The 19,297-nt window shown below is 62.0% G+C and carries 14 protein-coding genes; 12 read left to right on the forward strand and 2 right to left on the reverse strand.

Annotated elements, in window-relative coordinates; all coding sequences use genetic code 11:
- The first annotated feature begins 22 nt into the window (after window positions 1-22).
- The 4 genes from HWX48_RS04835 to HWX48_RS04850 all read left to right on the forward strand — a co-directional run bounded on the left by HWX48_RS04835 (window position 23) and on the right by HWX48_RS04850 (window position 5,479).
- Window positions 23-1,126 carry an efflux RND transporter periplasmic adaptor subunit gene (locus HWX48_RS04835; RefSeq protein WP_175955183.1) on the forward strand — a complete coding sequence of 368 codons (1,104 nt, stop codon included), beginning with the start codon at window positions 23-25 and terminating at the stop codon, window positions 1,124-1,126.
- Entirely contained in the window at window positions 1,126-1,830 is a 705-nt protein-coding gene (locus HWX48_RS04840; protein ID WP_175955185.1) for an ABC transporter ATP-binding protein, read from the forward strand. Before HWX48_RS04835 ends, HWX48_RS04840 begins: the two co-directional genes overlap by 1 nt.
- The gene (locus HWX48_RS04845; protein ID WP_175955651.1) at window positions 1,830-3,230 is read left to right on the forward strand and encodes an ABC transporter permease; all 1,401 of its coding nucleotides are present in this window, start codon (window positions 1,830-1,832) and stop codon (window positions 3,228-3,230) included. The genes HWX48_RS04840 and HWX48_RS04845 overlap by 1 nt, the downstream gene beginning before the upstream one ends.
- 914 nt (window positions 3,231-4,144) lie before the next feature.
- Entirely contained in the window at window positions 4,145-5,479 is a 1,335-nt protein-coding gene (locus HWX48_RS04850) for an MFS transporter (protein WP_175955187.1), read from the forward strand.
- A 174-nt stretch (window positions 5,480-5,653) separates the two neighbouring features.
- Here HWX48_RS04850 and HWX48_RS04855 read toward each other — a convergent pair whose 3' ends face one another.
- Window positions 5,654-6,643 (reverse strand): A/G-specific adenine glycosylase, encoded by a 990-nt coding sequence (locus HWX48_RS04855; protein WP_254872988.1) that lies wholly within the window; start codon window positions 6,641-6,643, stop codon window positions 5,654-5,656.
- Window positions 6,644-6,818: 175 nt separating this feature from the next.
- Here HWX48_RS04855 and dcd point away from each other — a divergent pair, with 175 nt between their 5' ends.
- Entirely contained in the window at window positions 6,819-7,406 is a 588-nt protein-coding gene (gene dcd / locus HWX48_RS04860; protein ID WP_175955189.1) for a dCTP deaminase, read from the forward strand.
- Entirely contained in the window at window positions 7,366-8,880 is a 1,515-nt protein-coding gene (locus HWX48_RS04865; RefSeq protein ID WP_175955191.1) for a hypothetical protein, read from the forward strand. Before dcd ends, HWX48_RS04865 begins: the two co-directional genes overlap by 41 nt.
- Before the next feature lie 619 nt (window positions 8,881-9,499).
- On the opposite strand, the gene HWX48_RS04870 is transcribed toward HWX48_RS04865, so the two are convergent.
- Window positions 9,500-12,220 (reverse strand): (Fe-S)-binding protein, encoded by a 2,721-nt coding sequence (locus HWX48_RS04870; protein ID WP_175955193.1) that lies wholly within the window; start codon window positions 12,218-12,220, stop codon window positions 9,500-9,502.
- 299 nt (window positions 12,221-12,519) lie between these two features.
- Here HWX48_RS04870 and HWX48_RS04875 point away from each other — a divergent pair, with 299 nt between their 5' ends.
- Genes HWX48_RS04875 through mnhG form a run of 6 tightly spaced genes read left to right on the forward strand, consistent with a single transcriptional unit; the run spans window position 12,520 to window position 19,276 of the window.
- Complete coding sequence (locus HWX48_RS04875) at window positions 12,520-15,564, forward strand: Na+/H+ antiporter subunit A (protein ID WP_175955195.1); 3,045 nt, start codon at window positions 12,520-12,522, stop codon at window positions 15,562-15,564.
- Entirely contained in the window at window positions 15,561-16,043 is a 483-nt protein-coding gene (locus HWX48_RS04880; RefSeq protein WP_175955196.1) for a Na(+)/H(+) antiporter subunit C, read from the forward strand. The genes HWX48_RS04875 and HWX48_RS04880 overlap by 4 nt, the downstream gene beginning before the upstream one ends.
- A complete protein-coding gene (locus HWX48_RS04885) occupies window positions 16,040-17,872 on the forward strand; it encodes a Na+/H+ antiporter subunit D (protein WP_254872967.1) in 1,833 nt (610 codons plus the stop codon). Before HWX48_RS04880 ends, HWX48_RS04885 begins: the two co-directional genes overlap by 4 nt.
- A complete protein-coding gene (locus HWX48_RS04890; RefSeq protein WP_175955197.1) occupies window positions 17,872-18,426 on the forward strand; it encodes a Na+/H+ antiporter subunit E in 555 nt (184 codons plus the stop codon). The genes HWX48_RS04885 and HWX48_RS04890 overlap by 1 nt, the downstream gene beginning before the upstream one ends.
- On the forward strand, window positions 18,423-18,926 hold the full coding sequence (locus HWX48_RS04895) for a monovalent cation/H+ antiporter complex subunit F (RefSeq protein WP_175955198.1): 504 nt from the start codon (window positions 18,423-18,425) through the stop codon (window positions 18,924-18,926). Before HWX48_RS04890 ends, HWX48_RS04895 begins: the two co-directional genes overlap by 4 nt.
- Window positions 18,926-19,276, forward strand: a complete 351-nt coding sequence (mnhG, locus tag HWX48_RS04900) for a monovalent cation/H(+) antiporter subunit G (RefSeq protein ID WP_175955199.1) — start codon at window positions 18,926-18,928, stop codon at window positions 19,274-19,276. The genes HWX48_RS04895 and mnhG overlap by 1 nt, the downstream gene beginning before the upstream one ends.
- The last annotated feature ends 21 nt before the right edge of the window (window positions 19,277-19,297 follow it).

Raw genomic sequence — 19,297 nt, forward strand, 5'->3', positions numbered from 1 at the left:
CCCCCTCCTGCAAGGAGTCCTCGTGACCACTTACCGTTCCCGTGGCGCCATCGCCATGTCAATCGTGAAAACCGTCCTCTTGTTCATCATTGCGATTGCCATGGTGAAATTCGCGTTCTTCCCGGCACAATCCACCGATGAAGCAATGCCCCTGGACCCGGCAGGAAGCTACGGCCAAATCACCATCACCCCAGAGCGCGGCACCATCACTAACACCGTCACCCTCGAAGGCACTATCCAATCCGACCCCGCGCCTGCCATTAAAGCAACGCTGGCCGGTGAGATCACCGAAATCTATGTCAACAACGGTGACCAGGTCAGCGCAGGCGACACCATCTTGCTCATCCAAAAGGAAATGGAAGGCGACCCCATCGAACGCGTCGATGAGGAAGGCAACAAGATCACCGAGCCAGGGAAAAACTGGTGGAAGAACGAATGGGTGACAGCGCCGACCTCTGGCAAGATCAACCTCACCGCACTGCTCACTCAACAGGTCAACGTCGGTGAATCCCTCGGCTCTGTCCAGCCTCCCACCTTCTCGGCCGTCGCCACCCTCACCCCCGACCAGATGTACCGCGTGCAGAACCTGCCCGACAAGGCCACCATCACTATCAAGAATGGCCCCGCGCCCTTTGAATGTAACGGCGTGCGCATCGACACCCCGCAAAATCGCACTACCAGCAATAAGGACGGCGATGCTCAGGGCAACAACTCCTCAACCAGCATTGAAGCTCGCTGCGCTGTGCCCGATGGTCAAACCGTCTTCCCCGGCCTGCAGGTTACCATGGCCCTCATCGCCGGTGAAGCTGCTGACGTCATGACCGTCCCCATCTCCGCAGTGGAAGGCCGCTTCGAGCAGGGCACCGTGTACGGCCCGGCAGAAGCTGGCGGCCAGCCCGTCAAGATCCCCGTCAAGCTTGGCCTCACCGACGGCAAGCGCGTCCAAATCATCGAAGGCCTCAAGGAAGACCAGGAAATCCTCGAATTCGTTCCCGGCAAGATCGTTGAAGACAAGAGCGAATACGGAATGTTCATGCCCGGTGACGAAGGCATGATGACAGAAGAGGGCGCCCTCGACTCTGAAGCCATGCCTGCTGACGGCGCAGCCACTGAAGAGGCAAAGTAATGTCCTTCATTGAGCTGAAAGAAATCACGCGCACCGTGGTTCTTCCAGACGGCTCTGACCTGCACATTTTGCGCGGAGTCAACCTGGAAGTTGAACCCGGCGAACGCGTCACCATCGTCGGCCGATCCGGCACCGGCAAGTCCACGCTGCTCAACACCATGGGCATGCTTGATAAGCCCAATTCCGGCACCTACACCATTGACGGACGCGACGCCGTGAACCTTTCCGAAGGCCGCCGGGCCCGCATGCGCGGCGACCTCTTCGGATTCGTCTTCCAGCAGTTCAACATCTTCAATGCGCGCACCGCCCTCGAAAATGTTGAAGTGCCCCTCCTCTACGCCACAGGCATGCAATTCTGGCGCCGCAAAGAGCTTGCCGCCGCCATGCTTGACCGCGTGGGCCTGGGAGATCGCCTCGACTCCTACCCCACCCAAATGTCCGGCGGTGAACAGCAACGTATCGCCATTGCGCGCGCCCTCGTCCGTCAGCCGAAGATCCTCCTCGCTGACGAACCCACCGGCGCCCTCGACCCCGACACAGGCAGCCTCGTCATGGACCTGCTCGAAGAGGTCGTGCGCGAACGTAACGCCGCGCTCATCACCATCACCCACGACATGAATGTGGCAGCGCGTGCCGACACCATTTACGAACTGTACGACGGTGTGCTCCACCCCTCGTCCTCGCCCTTCGTGAAGGAGGCATGATGCACGCCCTCAACCAAATCATCGGCGCCCTCGTCGAAGCCTGGGGAGAAGTGAAGGTCCAAAAGGCCCGCGTCATCCTCTCCCTCGTTGGCGTCGTCGCGGCTGTGGCCGCCATGTCCACCGTCATCGCCCTGGGCTCCCTGCTCTCCCAATCCCTGGACGAGATGCAAGAAGCCGCAGCCGGCCGCTCCGTCACGCTGCACCTGAACCTTTCCAAGAAGGCTGACGAGGGCGACGCCGGTGGCGACTACGGCGGAGGAGGCGGAGGTGTCGCCATCGACGGTGGGATGATGATCCCCTTCGCCCCCATCCCTGAAGAAAAGAAGGATGACAAGCCTGCCGGTCGCGGTGAAGACATCACCGGCAAACCTCTTGACCCCTTCGGTGACGCCATGAAAACCGTGGCCGACCGCTTCACAATCCCCTACTGGTCGCGCGTGGAACAAAGCTCCATCTCCATCCGCGAATTCACCGAAGCATCCAACACGGGTTTCTACCGCGACAAGCCCATCACCCCACCCTTGTGGGGATTCATGGACCCCTCTATTAAGGCTGTTGACCCCCACTATCAGGTGATCTTCCGCCTCAAGATGATTCAGGGACGTTGGCTGCAAGACTCCGACGTCGACCAGCGGGTCGCACCCGTCGTCATCAACTCGATTATGTGGGACCAATTCGGCCAACCCGACCTGCGTGACCCCATGGTGATCTCTGCCAATGACGACAGTGACCGCATGTTCCGCGTCGTCGGCGTCATCAAAGCAAAGTCCTCTTGGGACGGGCCCGAGATGTACACGCTCTACGACTCCTGGCGCTACATGAACGTCGGCAAGAGCAACACTGACAGCCCCAATGTCACCATGATGGTGTGGGTCGGTGAAGAACAAGCCAAGGAAGCACGCCGCATCCTGCCCGCCGCATTGGGCTCCGTCATGGGGCCCGGCTGGGAAGCGAATGCCAGCGGCGGTGAAGGCTTCGACATGGGCCAAGGTAGCCTGCAGATGGTCAACACCGTCATTATGGGCATCGGCGCCATCGTCATCCTGCTCGGTGCCCTGGGCCTGCTCAATGTCGCCATCGTGACCGTCCGCCAACGTATCCGTGAGATCGGCATCCGACGCGCCATGGGTGCCTCCGCCAAGCGAGTATTCTTCGCGGTGTTCATGGAATCGGTTGTGGCGACCTTCGTTGCCGGCGTCATCGGCGTGGGTATTGCCATTGTGATTTTGCGACTGCTGCCCCTGGAAGCCATGGATATCGTATTGCAAGATCGTCCGCCTTTCCCCTTCGGTGCAGCCCTGGCTGGCGTGGGTATCTCGACAAGTATCGGCGCACTGTGTGGGATTATCCCGGCACTTGCTGCGGTGCGGGTCAAGCCGATCGACGCTATTCGCTACTGAGCTGAGTGTGCGCAAGCGCCCCATCTGCGGTCTGTAGGGCCGCCCGGGTGGGGCGCTTGTGCGCAGGTTTGCACACTGCGTTGTAGTTTTCACACCGCATAGCCCCCAGAAACTGCAACGCCGCTCCCATAACGCCAGCCCGGTGCGGCCGGCTCCTATGCCCAACCGCACCGCACGTGTCCGGCCTCGCTGCTCCTTCTGCCTACACCGGTGGCTTGTTGTTGTGCCGGTTGCGGGTGAGTCACCGGTGTGTCTGCAAGGCACCGGTTTGCACACTGCGTTGTAGTTTTCACACCGCATAACCCCCAGAAACTGCAACGCCGCTCCCATCGGGCAGGGAGGATTTGGGCAGCCTCGGCACTATTGGTGTGGCTCAGCGCTATTGGTGTGGCTCGGCACTATTGGTAGGGCTCAGCGCTATTGGTGTGGCTCAGCGCAATTGGTACAGGGCACACCCCATACCATTAGCGCTAAAGCATACCCATGACGCTAAAACACACCGGAAGCTCAGCTGCAGCAAGTAGGAGCGTCTTGTCTACGAGCACACCATTTCCAGAGAGCACCACCCGTGTTTCACGCGTGAAACACGGGTGTGGTGGGTGGTGAACATCGCCAGCATTCAGATAGCAGCTCTCAGGAAACCTGCCGTAGGCTTGGGGGAGGAAAAGTAACGAGCAATTGAAGTGACGTGAAAAGTCACCGTTAATCAGCGCAGTTCTCTGACCCGCCCCACAGCGTTGAGCATCCAAGCTTCCGCAGTCGGACCCCGTAAAACAGGGGATCGCTCTTGCCGCCCAATGCCAGATGATCCACCAGGCTATGGCGATCGTGCGGGTGACCACCAGCACTTGCTGAAGAGAAAACCTGGATGGATTACTGCGCCGAGGCGACTGCAGGGAAAAGAAAGAAGAACAATGGAACACCAGGACAGCACTGCGACTTCTTCCAGTAAAGACGCCGCCCCACGAGAAACTCACGGCGCCACCGAGACCTCGGCACCTGCGGACGCCTCGCGCTTCACGCACTGGAAGAGGACGGTCACACTGTTCCTCGTCGGCCAGAGCATCTCCATGTTCGGCTCTTCCATCGTCCAATTCGCCGTCATGTGGTACTTGACCCTGGAAACCCAATCGGGTCTAGTGGTCATGCTCTACGCGATCTTCGCCTTCGTCCCGCAAGGCCTGCTCTCGCTCTTTGGTGGCACCCTGGCGGACCGCATGAACCGCAAACTGCTCATCATCATCCCTGACGCCATCATTGCGATCACCACCCTGGCGTTGGCATTGATCATGGTCTCAGGCATCACTGACCTGTGGATCATCCTCGCAGCCGTGACCATTCGCTCCATCGGCTCAGGCTTCCAAAACCCTGCGGTCAGCGCTGCGATCCCCTCGATTGTGCCCGCCGACCAGCTGATGCGCGTCAACGGCATCAACGCCTCCATCCAAGGAGTCATGGCCCTGCTCTCCCCCGCAGCAGGCGGCGCTATCTACGGCCTGGGTGGCATTGTCCCCACCTTCTTCGTTGACGTCGTGACTGCGGTGATTGGTATTGGCGTCATGGCCTTTGTGCCGATCCCGAAGCTTCCTGACAACCCCGAGCGCAAATCCCTCATGGGTGATCTTTTCGCTGGCCTGCACTACACCTTCACCCATCGCTTTATTCGCTGGCTTCTGACCGTCTACGCCGTGGTGTTTGTGCTGATCGTGGCACCGAACTTCCTAGTGCCGCTGATGGTGACGCGAAGCTTTGGTGGCGAGGTGTGGATGCTCACCGGTGTTGAGGTCGCGTTCTCCTTGGGCATGGCTCTTGGCGGCATGCTTGTTGGCATGTTGATCAAGCGTTCGAAGATGCATCTCTTGCTGGTGTCGTCGGTCATCTTTGGTCTGCTTGGCATGGCAATGGGTGTTGCCCCCAATGTTTACGTTGTGCTGGCTTTGAACGCGACCGCTGGTTTGCTTGTCCCTGTGTTCAGCACGCCTTCGACCACGGCCCTCCAGGAGCACACTGACCCGGCTTTCATGGGCCGCGTGTTCTCCCTCGTCTCGATCGTTTTCACTCTGGGAATGCCTTTGGGGATGGCCGTCTTTGGGCCCTTGGCTGACACTTTCTCGGTGGAGACTATCCTGATCGGCACGGGTGCGGTGACAATCCTCTTCGTCCTGTTCTCCTTCTACGGCCTGGCTGACGGCCGTCACGCCCTGGCGGAGAGCCGCGCCGAACAGCGGGCGCTGGAAACCCACAAGTAAGCGCTCTGCGATGGGGTTCTCAGGATTGACGAGGTCACCCGCGCGCCTCCTGTGAAGAGTCTGTGCACTTGTCGGCGAGGTCGGGCCGCGCGCCCGGCCTCGCTGCCGGTGGGCGAGCCGCGCTCTGCGGCCAATCCGCAGTAGGCGCGACACTGCCAGCGCCTGCAGGCTCCCTCAGCGCGGGAGATGAATCCAGCCGTCCGGGCTCTGACTGACGAGGCCGTCGCGCAGCAACCCTTCAAGTACGCGTTGAGCTTGGGTGGGGTCGGCGCCCGGTAGTGTTGCAGCCTTGAGAGCCTGCTCCATGGTGATGCCGACATTGGGGACGGCTGACCGGGGGCCCTCGGCGAGGCCAGACCGGCCATCCTCGCCCAGGCCAGACCGGGGCCCCTCGCCCAGGCCAGACCGGCCATCCTCGCCCAGGCCAGACCGGGGGCCCTCGCCCAGGCCAGACCGGCCATCCTCGTCCCACGCCTCCAGCTTCTGATGGGCCGCCCGCAAAGCAGCCATCACTCGGCCCCGCGCTTGTCGATCCGTGCCCGCCCAGGCCTGCGTCCTCTTCTTCCCCGGAGCCGCCGGATACCCGGCAGCCCGCCACGCGCAGACCTCGTCAACCGGACATGCCTGGCACAGGGGCGAGCGAGCCGTGCACACCAACGCACCCAGCTCCATAATCGACACATTCCACGCGGCGGCCTCGTCCCCGTCGGCGGGCACCAAAGCGGCGGCGCGGGCCACCTCGACCCGCCCGGGCGCAGACGCAGGCGGGCGCTCCACCCCATCCAACACCCGCCCCAAGACCCGGCGGATATTCGTATCCAACACAGGAACCGGCTGGTGGTAGGAAAAAGACGCGACGGCTGAGGCGGTATAAGGCCCGATCCCCGGCAGGCCCAGCAGCTCCTCATAAGAGGAGGGCACCTCGCCCTCGTAGGAGGTGGCGATCGCCTCGGCGCACTCGCGCAAACGCAGCGCCCGCGACGGATAACCCAAACGATCCCACGCCACCAACACCTCCGCTGGCGAGGCTGCCGCCAAATCCGCAGGCGTTGGCCAACGCTCCATCCACTGCACCCAGATGGGTTGGACGCGCGGGATCGGCGTCTGCTGGCTCATCACCTCAAACACCAGAGTCCCCCACGCAGACACCGATGGGCTCCGCATCGGCAGGTCGCGACCATGGTGGTCATACCAGCTGATGATCGCCTCGTGAAGGAAGGCTGCGTGTTCGGACATGGGGGACAGGATACTGAAAAGCGGCGGCGGCGTGCCTCTTAGTGCACAGCTTGAAAGACGTTTTGCCCCACACAAGCCACAAAACGCGTGCGACAATAGCCACATGCTTCTTTCTGATCGCGACATTGTGCAGGGCCTGGACTCGGGGCGTATCCACCTCGATCCCCTCGACCGCAGCCTCGTGCAGCCTGCAAGCATTGACGTGCGTTTGGATCGGTTCTTCCGCCTCTTCGACAACCACCGCTACTCGGTGATTGACCCTGCGGCAGATCAGAGCGACCTCACCCGTCTCGTGGACGTTGGCCCAGACGAACCTTTCGTCCTCCACCCCGGCGAGTTTGTCCTCGGCGCAACCTACGAGTGCGTCACCCTCGGCGACGATATCGCCGCCCGCCTGGAAGGCAAGTCCTCCCTGGGGCGCCTGGGGCTACTCACCCACTCCACCGCCGGTTTCATCGACCCCGGTTTCTCCGGCCACGTCACCTTGGAGCTGTCGAATACGGCGACCATGCCGATCCTGCTCTACCCGGGCATGAAGGTCGGCCAGCTGTGCTTCTTCGACCTGTCCTCCCCGGCGGAGCACCCCTACGGGTCGCAAGAGAGAGGCTCCCACTACCAGGGGCAGCGTGGCCCCACGGCCTCGCGCTCGCATGAACGCTTCACTCGCACGCGGATTGCCGATGGTCACTGAACGGCAGATCCCGGATTTCCCGTCGCGTCGCTCCCTCCACGCTAAGGGCGCGGACCCGCACGCAATTGACGAGGCCACCGCGATGGCAGCTTTGCCGCAGCGTGCGGATCGTTCTGGGCAGGCGGCTCCGGCCTCAACGCCCTCTTCGCCTGAGGGGCTCCCTGACGACGCATCCCCTTCGGCCGAAGTACCGTCTGAGTCTGGTCACGACTCCGAAGCGGGAACCCCACAAGAAGGCGAGTCGGCCCCCATCCCTGAACGCCGTTCCATGCGCGACCGCCTTGCCAGCGCTCCCCCGATCAATCTTGAGGGGACGGGCACGCCCCTCCTGGGAGTGCCCGTCGGGCACGGCGGCGTCTCCGCACCCGGTGACACCTTCGTTGAAGGTATGACGGGCGCCTACACGATGCTCACTGACGGTGTTTTTAACGAGGAACTCACCGCTACCGGTCTCGTTCCCGTCGTGGATGTCGTCTCGTCTGGGCGCCTTCTCGACGCAGAAAAAGCGGCTTCCTACCACCTCTTCGCTGTCAGTGACGAGGTTGACGGCGACGAACTTGAAGCCCTTGCCGTATCCATCTGGGATGAAGCAAAGTGGGTTGAACCTGGGCGCCTGAAACTCACCGGCGATGCTTACTTGCAAGGTCCTTGGAGCATTGACGGAGAACTCAGTGTTGCCCTTGGTCTGCCCACACATCTGAGCCACATTTGGCTGCTGGAGTGTTCCCCGCTGCGTGGTCGTGCGCCCTCGCCTGACGTGATCGAGAGGGACGAATGGGCTCGAGCTTTCCCTGATGGCCTGCCCCTCGGACTTGAACACAAGTCATTGCTGGCACTTGCTCGAATGGCGCGCCGCCTCGCCGGAGCACTGCGTATCTCCGGATCTGGCCTGGTCATGATGCCTGACCCTGACTCGGCCGTGCACATGGCCGTCTACTCCCCGCGTTGGATCGACCCTGCTGAACTCCTCGACTGCCTCCAGTCTGAATTTCCGCAGATCATGGACTCACGTGATATTCCCGTTGAGGCGCGCGTCGCCTCGTCCCCCCGTGAAGTGCGTCGAATTGCCTCAGTCATGGCGGGGGTGAAACCCATGTCAGAGGAAGTCGCTCAGGTCCTTCAGAAAGCTCGCGAGGAGGCCGCCCGTCAGCCAATGGTTGTCGACGGGTATGCCCTGGTGTCACCTGTGGCAGGTGGCGGCAAGCTGACGATTGAAGTTCGCCGCGTCCCCAGCCCGCCCCGCGTTCTGCGGTGGGAGCCCTGGACCAATGGCGTCATCGTCGAATATCGCCTGCGCTGGATTCCCTCCGGCGGGGTCAAAGCTATTGCAGCTGCCCTTGATAAGGATATTTCCGCTGAGTTCGCCTTCGAGAGGACCGTTGCGGCCGTTGATGTTGAGCGTGCAGCCGTTGCTGTGGCAACCCTGACCGGCGGGTCGCTCATCGATGAGGACGGGTTCCTGATCGCAACCTGAAATGGCGTATGGCGGTGAGCCGTGCCAGTGGTGCTGGGTCGTGCCTGTGGTGCTGATCTATCCCAGTGTTGTCAGAAGGTGCTGTTTTGGGGTTGTGGGTATGCTCCGGCACTGTAGGCAGGTTTCGGCATTATGGCCATGCTCTGGCACTGTAGGCAGGTTCCAGTGTCATGGGTAGGTTCCGGCGTTATGGGTATGGTTGAGCGCCGTTGGTATGAGGTATGCCGTGTACCGGTGGCGCTGATCCGTACCAGTAGCTCTGAGTCGCACCTGTGGTGTCAGAAGGTGCTGTTTTGGGGTTGTGGGTATGCTCCGGCACTGTAGGCAGGTTTCGGCATTATGGGTATGCCCCGGCACTGTAGGTAGGTTCCGGCGTTATGGGTATGGTTGAGCGCCGTTGGTATGAGGTATGCCGTGTACCGGTGGCGCTGATCCGTACCAGTGGTGTCAATCCATGCCAGTGGCGCCAAGAGCTACCCATGGCGCGGTTAGGCATCGGAGCCGGAGCGAAGCGTAGGCGAGTGGACGCCAGCGGCCCACGCCAGTAGCCCACGCCACCGGCCCAAAGAGAAGAGGCAATCAGTCCTGTTCACGCCATCGGCCTAAGGAGAGGAGGTAATCAGTCCTGTTCAAGTTGCTTGCCTCGGCGCACTGCCTCAAGCATCATGATGGCCACATCACGCACCTGCGGCAAAGAAGCGCGGGCGCCGTCACCAGCTGCGCCGTCACCAGCTGCGCCGTCCCCGGCAGAAGAAGCAGCAGAAGCGCCCGATGACGTAAAGCCGGCACTCGCACCAGTTGCCGAGCCGAGCATCTGAGAACAGAAAGGGCAGGCGGTGGCCACAATGTCAGCTCCGGTGGAGGCTGCCTCAACCATGCGGGCATCAGCAATGCGGATGCCGCGGGTTTCTTCCATCCAGGCGCGTGCACCACCCGCGCCGCAGCATAGGGCGCGCTCGCGGTTGCGGGGCATTTCGACCAGGTTGACGCCCAGGGCTCCGAGCAATTCACGAGGCGCCTCGTAGACGCGGTTGTGTCGGCCAAGGTAGCAGGGGTCGTGGTAGGTGATAGTTGGCGCAGGGGTCTTATCAAGACTTTCAGCCCCATCGGCAGCCTCAGCCCCAGCAGCCACGACGGAGCCAGTCCCACCATCTACCGCCGCATGCTTCCCAGCACCTGCCGCAGTCCTCTCAGCCCCGGGCGCCACGGGTGTCAGCAGGCCCTCCCGCACCAGGCGGTTAAGCAGCTGCGTATGGTGAATGACCTCAAAACGTGCGCCAAGCTGTGTGAACTCCCCGGCGATGGTGTTAAAGCAGTGAGCGCAGGTGACGACAATGCGCTGAGCTTTCGCATCCGTCAGAGCCTCAATGGCGGCGGAGGCCAGCATCTGGAAGAGCACCTCGTTACCGGCTCGGCGCGCCGGGTCGCCTGTGCAGGACTCACCTGAGCCCAGCACTGCAAAAGACACCCCGGCAGTGTGCAGGAGTTCGGCGACGGCTGCAGTGGTGGCTTTAGCCTTGTCGTCGTAGGCGCCCGCGCAGCCCACCCAGAACAGGTAGTCAACCTCGCTGGCGTCCTCAATATCTTCTCCCACCACGGGCACATCAAAGTCGAGGTTTTTCGCCCACTCCATGCGTTTGCGTGCGGGCTGGTTGTAGGGGTTGCCCTTGGATTCCATGCCGCGGAAGGCGCGCGAGAGTTCGCGGGGGAAGGCGCTCTCCATGAGTACCTGGTGGCGGCGCAGGTCAAGGATGTGGTCGACGTGCTCGATGTCTACGGGGCACTGTTCAACGCAGGCGCCGCAGGTGGTGCAGTCCCACAGGACGCCCTCGTCAATGACATCGGGGACGAGGGGGGCGGCAACGTCGGCAACGCCTGCAGGCCCGGTTGCTCCCGAGGCGGACAGGGCGGTGAGTAGGTCGAAGGAGTGCGGGGAGGGCTCCATACCCTTTTCCAGGAGCATCTCATCCTCAGCCAGGTCAGCGACGCCGCGCGAGCCGGGCACTTCTGCGTCGGTGACCTCACGCTCGCTGATTTCCAGGGAGGAGATGGAGTGGACGTGGTCGCGCAGGGACAATACCAGCAGCTTGGGGGAGAGGGGTTTTTCGGTGTTCCACGCGGGGCAGAGTTCCTGGCAGCGGCCGCATTCGGTGCACGAGTACAGGTCCAGGCGTGCCTTCCAGGTGAGGTCCTCGGCGGTGCCGACGCCCAGAATTACCTCGGCGTCCTCGTCCTCCGTTAGGGCGTCCAGGGCGTCGAGGTCCACCATGGGTTGGCCGTTGACGAGCATCGGCGCCGCGGGCCCCAGGGATTTCGTGCCGTCAGCGTTGCGGCGGAAGTAGAGGTTGAGGACGGCAAGGAATCGGTGCCATGCGACGCCCATGGAGGTTTGCACGCCAACGACGGTCAGCCACAGCATGGAGACGATGATCTTGAAGGTGGACACCAGCACAATAAGGTTGGCGGCCGCATGCGCGGGCCCGCCAAGAACAGCCTCGCCGCCAGTTGCCGCAGCTCCACTAACCGCGCCTCCACCAACCGCAGCGCCACCAGCCAGCCACAGGGCCAGCGGGTAGCCCATCCACCAGGTGAGGGGGAAGCGCCACCACTCCAAGCCATCCGTGCCCGCGAAGTGGGCGACCGCCGCCGGTCCGGCAATGGAGACTGGCACCTGTGCCACGCTGAGCAGTGTGTGCGCGTACTCCAGGGCGCGCAGGGCAATGACAGCCCCGCACACCAGCAGGATGACCCACTCCACGAAGAGGGCCTGCCAGTGCGTTGAGCCTAGGAAGCGGGAGGCTAGTCCCTGGGCTGACCCGTCACGAGGACGAGGCCGACGCGCGCGCAGGGTCTCCACGGCAGCTTCGTCGGGGTCGCCGTCGGGAAGGTCACCTGAGAGTGCGGCTTCAGCGCGGGAGCCTCGTCCTGCGCGACGGCGCACCACCATCAACGCGATAATTCCCAGGAAACCGGCCCAGGCGAAGAACTCCACGAGCCATAGCCACGGGGGGAAGTGGCCGATGAGCGGCAGTGCCCAGGACTGGTCGCGCAGGTGAGCGTAGCCGGTGATGAGCGTCAGGAAGAGGACGGGGAAGGAGACCATCACCACCCAGTGGGCGATCTTGACCAGCGGGCGGCCCTTAAATTCCCGGTGGGTGAGGGCTGCGGAGAGCACTCCCCAGGCGCGTCTCCACGGGCGGTTGGTGCGCGTGTGGTCGGCTGCGCCTGCGCGCATTTGGCGGGCAAGGTGGGCAAGGCCACGGCCGAAGGAGAGGAGCGCGATGGCGGTGCACAGCAGTGCGAATACCCAGCACACGGTGATGAGCAGGGGGGAAGCCATGAGCTGCACTCTCCTTAGAGGTCCTCGTCGGGTAGGTTTTTGTCGACTCTGTCGACACGGGACGTTCTATTATCCCGCTTTTGTGCGTAAATCAGGATTCGAGAGTGCGGGGCGCGATCCTCGCCACCTCAGCACTCGTTCATCGCTCAACTTCGGTACCCTTGAAAAAGAACCGCAGATGGGTGCGCGGCTCCGCGCCTGAAGCTGATCGAAGCTGATACCGCTCATCATGCGCTTGCCCTGATCGCCTGCAGCGTGCCGACTTTGTGGCCTGCTGCCGACAACGAGGACACCCGAGCATGTTTGCTGTCATTGCCGCACACCTGTGTGTTGCCGTGTGCGCGCCTTTTTTGGTCAGCCGTATCGGGCGCCGCGCCCTCGCCCTTCTTGCTCTCGCCCCTGTGTCTGCCGTTGTTTACGCTGTGGCCGCAAGCGAGCAGGTTTTCGCCGCCGCGCATGCCAACGAGGCCGCCATACGTTCCCACGAGGCCGCCGCCGCAGTCCCCGCCGCTTTTCCCTCCGAAACGCTGACCTGGATTCCCGGCCTGGACCTGACCCTTGTCATGCGCCTGGATGTGCTGTCGTGGGTGATGACGCTGATTGTTGGGGGTGTGGGTGCTCTGGTTCTCATCTACGCCTCGGCCTACTTCAAAAAATCCGCCGCGGGGCTGGGGCGTTTTGCCGCTGTCTTTGTCGCGTTCATCGCGGCGATGCTGGGCGTTGTCCAGTCCGATCACACGATGGGGGTGTACGCCTTTTGGGAGGCGACCTCGTTGCTGTCTTACCTGCTGATCGGGCACCATTTTGAGCGCCGTCCGGCTCGCGCGGCTGCCCGTCAGGCTCTGCTGGTGACTACTGGTGGTTCGCTGGCGATGTTCGTTGGTTTTGTCATGCTTGGGCAGGTGGAGGGCGGTTCCTATCTGCTGTCTGAGCTGGTGGCGAACGCTCATAATGGGACGCTTGGGTTGAGCGTGACCGGCCCGACGGGTGCGATCTCCACCTCCGGGCTTTACCTGAATGTGGCGGCCCTGCTTGTGCTGTTGGGTGCTTTTTCGAAGTCAGCGTTGGTGCCCACGCATTTTTGGCTGCCTGGTGCGATGGCTGCGCCGACTCCTGTGTCGGCCTACCTTCACGCTGCCGCCATGGTGAAGGCTGGCCTGTACCTCGTTGCGCGTCTGACGCCGGGATTTACTGACCTTTTGCTGTGGTCGCCTCTGATTGTCGCTACGGGTTTGGCCACGATGTTTGTTGGTGGTTGGCGAGCTTTGCGTCAGCACGATCTCAAGCTTGTTCTCGCGTATGGCACGGTGTCGCAGTTGGGTTTGATTATGGCTGTGCTGGGGGCGGGGAGTGCCTCGCTGATGGCGGCTGGTGTGGCGATGCTCCTTGCTCATAGCCTCTTTAAGTCGACGCTGTTCTTGACTGTTGGTGCGGTGGAGAGTGCGACGGGCACGCGCGACATTCATCGTCTGAGTGGCGTTGCGCGCGCGATGCCGTGGACTGGGGCGGCGGCTGGCCTGGCGGCCGCGTCTATGGCTGGCCTGCCGTTGACCACCGGCTACCTGGGGAAAGAGGCGCTGCTGGCGGCACTCATGCACGGCTCTGAGGCTGGCTGGATGGGCGGTGAGGCTTCTTTGGCTGCGGGTGTGACTGGCGCTGAGTTGCTTTTCCTTGTGGCGGTGGCGCTGGGGTCGGTTCTTACGGCCGCTTATTCGTGGCGTTTTTGGTGGGGGGCCTTTGGTGTGCGTCCGATTGACGAGGTTCTCGCCGTGAAGCCTTTGCCGGTGACCTTGCGTTTGCCCATCTACCTGCTGTCTCTTGGCGCGCTTTTGGGTTTGGCGCCGGCCGTCTTCGAAGCTGGCGTGGGGGCTTATGGGGTGATCTTGCCTGGTCACGCTCACTTGGCGTGGTGGTCGGGGGTGGATGTTGCTCTTGTGACGCTGGTGATTTTTGCGTGCGCGGGCGTCTTGGCGTGGCGTGCCCGGCAGTTTGAGGCGCTTCAGGCGCGTTTTGCTGTGTCGATTAACGCTGTTGACCTGCACACGTGGAGTTTGCGGGAGTTGGAAATCGTGGCGGCGCGCGTGACTCGCATGACGCAGCGTGGTTCCCTGCCTTTCGAGTTGTCGACGATTATGGCGACTCTGGTGGCGGCGGTTGGGGCTGCGCTGCTGGTTCATCCGCCGTCGGCTCTTCAGTTGCGGGCGTGGGATTCTCCTGTTCAGCTGCTGGTTGGTGTGGTGATTGTTGTTGCTGCTGTGATGACTGCTCGTGCGCGTCGGCGTATGAAGGCAGCTTTTACTTTGGGCGCTGTGGGTCTGGGGGTGGCGATGCTTTATGCCTCCTATGGTGCGCCTGATTTGGCGTTGACGCAGATCCTTGTCGAGGCCGTCGGCATGGTGATCTTTGTGCTGGTCTTGCGTCGTTTGCCCGCGCACTTTTCGGACCGTCCTCTGGCGCGTTCGCGTTGGTGGCGTCTGCTGTTGTCGATTGTGGTGGCTGGGGGTGTGCTGGTTGTTGGCCTTTATGCGACGGCTGCCCGCACTCATGCTCCTGATTCTTCCCTCATGGCGGAGGAGGCGTACTTCTTTGGTCATGGTCTCAATATTGTGAATGTCATCTTGGTGGACATTCGTGCGTGGGATACGGTCGGTGAGTTGTCGGTGCTGCTGGTGATTGCCACTGGTGTTGCTTCGCTCATTCATGCGGGTTCGACTTCGAAGCCTCGCTACCAGCGGATTTCTGCGTTGTTGCGCGGTCGTATTTCTCGGGTTGACGAGGCGCCCGCCGGCCCTCATAGTCGTGTCACTTTCCTTCCGACTGTGGCGCGTTTGGATGAGCGGGAACGCTCGATTGTTATTGAGGTGACGACGCGCCTGTTGTTCCCCACGATGATTGTCTTGTCCTTGTGGCTGTTGTTTATTGGGCATAACAATCCTGGTGGAGGCTTCGCTGGTGGTGTCGTGGCCGGTTTGGCGTTTGTTTTGCGCTACTTGGCTGGTGGGGCTGAGGAGTTGGAGAAGGCGATGCCGATCTCGCCGGGCCGTATTCTGGGGACGGGCTTATTTATTGCGGGAGCCGGTGCTTTCGCGCCCCTGGCTTTTGGCCGTTCGGTCTTGCAATCTACCGAGGTTGACTGGGATTTTGGGCTCCTGGGGCACCTGCATTTCACGACGGCGACGATCCTCGATATTGGCGTGTATGTGCTGGTCATTGGCCTGGTGCTTGACTTGGTGGCTGCGGCGGGTGCGCAGATTGATCGCCATGGTGAAGAAAATGACGAGGGCGGTGCAGCGTCATCTGGCGCTCAACATGTAGCGTCTGTGTCTTCGGAGGTGACCTCATGACTGTCCCATCGGTGACTGTTCTGCTCATTGCCGCTGCTTTGGCGGGGACGGGCGTGTACCTCATGCTTGAGCGTTCTTTGTCGCGCATCTTCATTGGCTTGGGGCTTATTACTCACGCGGTGAATGTGTTGCTGCTTGCGGCGGGCGGCGCTGCGGGCCGCCCGCCGTTGATCGGTGTGGAGGCGGTGGAGGAGATGGGGGATCCTCTTCCTCAGGCGATGATGCTCACTTCTATTGTTTTGTCGTTGGGTACCACGGCCTTTGGCTTGGCCTTGGCGTATCGTTCGTGGCGTCTGACCGGCCATGATGAGGTCATTGACGACATTGAGGATCGGATTCTTTCTCGCCGTGCTGACGCTGAATTGGCGGCAAGTATTGACGAGGGCGCCACCGGTGATGAGGACGGCGACATCAACTACGACGAAAGCGAGGATACGGGCGCGAGCTCCGACGAGGACGAAGAGGGAGGCAGAGCATGATGTTCACCGCGAACTACCTGCTGCCTATCCCGATCCTCTTGCCGCTGCTGAGCGCGGGTTTTGTGCTCTTCCTCGCTCGGGATCCGCGCCTCCAGCGTCTCTTCGCCCTGCTCACTTTGGCGGCGACTACGGCGACCTCGTTCGCGCTGGTACTTGCAGCTGATTCTGGGCCTGTGGTGCTTGACGTGGGGTCGTGGGCTGCGCCTATTGGCGTGACTCTTGTGGCTGATCGCCTCGCTGCGATCATGCTGGTGGTTAGTCAGATTGTGACCCTCGCTGTGCTCGTGTTCTCGCAGGCGCAAAACCTGGCGACTCAGGGGTCGCGCGCGCCGGTGAGCATCTACTACCCGACCTACCTCATTTTGTCGGCGGGCGTCGCGAATGCTTTCCTCACAGGGGACCTGTTCAACCTCTTCGTGGGCTTTGAGATCCTTCTGGCCGCTTCTTTCGTTCTCATCACCCTGGGTGGCACGCGAGGGCGAGTGCGCGCTGGCACAGTCTACGTGGTTGTCTCCCTGCTGTCCTCGTCAATCTTCCTGGCGGGTATTGCTCTGACCTACGCGGCAACGGGGACGGTGAATATTGCCCAGCTGTCGATTCGCCTGAGGGAGATTGACCCGGGTGTGGCCCTGATGATTCAGGCTGTGCTGCTGGTGGCTTTTGGTATTAAGGCGGCGGTTGTGCCCCTTCAAGCGTGGCTGCCGGACTCTTACCCGACGGCGCCGGCCCCGGTGACGGCCGTCTTTGCTGGTCTGATGACGAAGGTCGGCGTGTACGCGATGATTCGCCTGCAGGTTTTCCTGTTTCCGGGGGATTCCATTGCGCCGATCCTTGGTGTGGTGGCCCTGGCTACGATGATCATCGGTATTTTTGGTGCTGTCGCTCAAGATGATGTCAAGCGTTTATTGTCCTTCACCCTGGTGTCCCATATTGGATACATGGTCTGGGGCTTGTCCTTGGTGACCGAGGCTGGTTTGGCTGCGGCGATCTACTATGCGGCCCACCATATTCTTGTGCAGACCACGCTGTTCCTTGTGGCGGGGCTGATTGAGAAGCGCACGGGCACGACCTCGCTGGCACGCCTGTCGGGCCTGGCCCGTAAAGCACCCTTGGTGGCTATTCTGTTCTTTATCACGGGCATGAACCTTGTGGGCGTGCCGCCCCTGACGGGCTTTGTCGGCAAACTGGGGTTGGCGCAGGCCTCGGCAAACTCGGCGCAGATGAACGGTGGGCTGGCGGCCGCGCAGGCGTGGTTGCTGCTGGCGGGCGGCATTGTCACGAGCTTCCTCACTCTTTACGTGGTGGCGAAGTGGTGGAATATGGCTTTTTGGCAAAACCCGAAGGATGCCCCACCGGTTGTTGCCGAGCCCCTGTTGCGCCCTGACGCTTCGGATGCTGTGCGTGAGCGTGCGACCCGTCAGGTGGAGCGGGCTCGCAACGCTTTGGCTCCTGTGGCTGAGCGGTCGCGTTCCTCAGCGCAGGCTTCGCGCACGGAGGTGGAGAAGGTTGTCATTGAACGCACGCCTATGCTGATGAGTGTCACTGTGGCGGTGCTGGTGGCGGTGCAGGTGGCGATGGCTGCGGCGTCGGGTCCGATTTGGGATTACGTGTCTTCTGCGGCGCGGGATCAAATGTTCCGCTACCCCTATATTTCTGCGGTGCTGGGCGAGGACGGCCGCGGGTCGGGGATCTCTCTTGACGAGGTTCCCAACGCCCCCTTGCCTGAACCGCAGGACTTGCGCCCCGTTCAGCCGGACGCGGAAACCTCTGATGGCACGCCCGCCGAGACTGCCCTGGATGGGCTCCACTCGGGGGAGGGGAGGCAGTGATGGTAGTGAAGAAGCCCGGCGGGCCATTGGCGCGCACCCACCGCATCTCCTTGACATTGACCTTGTGGCTGACTGTGCTGTGGGTGCTGGTGTTCACCAGCGTTGAGCCGATGGTGCTGGTTTCTGGCGTGTTGGTGGCCTTGGCGATCCAGTGGCTGTTTCCGCTGCCGCATATTACGCACACGTGGCGGGTGCGGCCGGTGGCGCTCGCGGTGTTGGTGGCGCGTTTCTTGTGGGATTTGTTGGTGGCGGGCGCTCAGGTGTCGTGGGTTGTGGTCCGAGGCCGTAGCCCTCGTAATGCGTGGGTGCGGGTGCGGCTGCGTAGTGGCGACCCTGTGCATATGACGATTATTGCGGGGATGACCTCGTTGGTGCCGGGTTCTGTGGTGACGGATGTGGTGGTCGAGGAACATCGCCTGGACCTGCATATTTTGGATGTTGACGCTCAGGGCGGTGAGGCTGGGGTTGTGGCGTCGGTGCTCGCTCAGGAACAGCGTTTGCTTGCCGCGATTGCCCCGCATTTGCTGGTGTCTGAGGCAGGAGGCTCCTCGTGACTCCTCTTGAGCTGCTGTACTTGGGTATTGCTGGGGTGGCTGCTGTGGCGGCGCTCTTGGCGTTTTATCGTATTGCGGCTGGGCCGAGCATTATGGATCGCACGGTCGCTTCCGATGTGTTGACGGCGTCGGCTTTCACGATCGTGTGTGTGATGATCGTGTGGTGGAAGCGCTCTGATTTGGGGCTTTTGCTGATTATTTTGGCGTTGACGGCGTTTTTGACGGCGGTGGTTGTCGCCCGTTATATCCGCCGCGATGTCATCGATGATTCCGCTGGTGGGGGGCACCGTATCCTCACTGCCGCTGAGGATGCGGAGCGTCAGCGTCTGCGTGAGGAAGAGGAGTTGCGCGCGGAGTTGGAGGAGATCGACCACGAGGTCGACGCCGCCGCTGCGGAGGAGCGTCGCGAGGCAGAACGGCGGGAGGCTGAAAGTCGTGAGGTTGAAAGTCGCGGGGCTGGGCGTCGCCGTCCTGGTGACGCCCAGGGGGAGGCACAGTGATGGCGATGCTTGGCGGAGGAATGATGAGTGCCGGTCCGACTCTTATTGCCGGCAGCTCGTGGAATGAGTGGGTGGGCGCGGGAATTTTGGCTCTTGGCGCACTCCTGACCTTGATTGCCGCGATTGGTGTGGTGCGCCTGCCCGATGTGTTTTCTCGGATGCATGCTGCGTCCAAGCCGCAGTTGTTGGGCGTCATTGTGTTGTGTGCGGGTGTTGCCGTCTCCATGTGGCAGTGGCGTTGGCTGGTGCTTGGGGTGGCGGTCATTGTGCTGCAGGTGGTGACGGCTTCGGCTGGTTCGCATGTCCTGGCTCGTTCGGCTGCGCAGGCTGAGCATCCTGAGGTGAACTGATACTTTCCTGAGTCGTGTCAT

This window comes from Schaalia sp. Marseille-Q2122, assembly GCF_903645355.1.
Taxonomy (GTDB): Bacteria; Actinomycetota; Actinomycetes; order Actinomycetales; family Actinomycetaceae; genus Pauljensenia.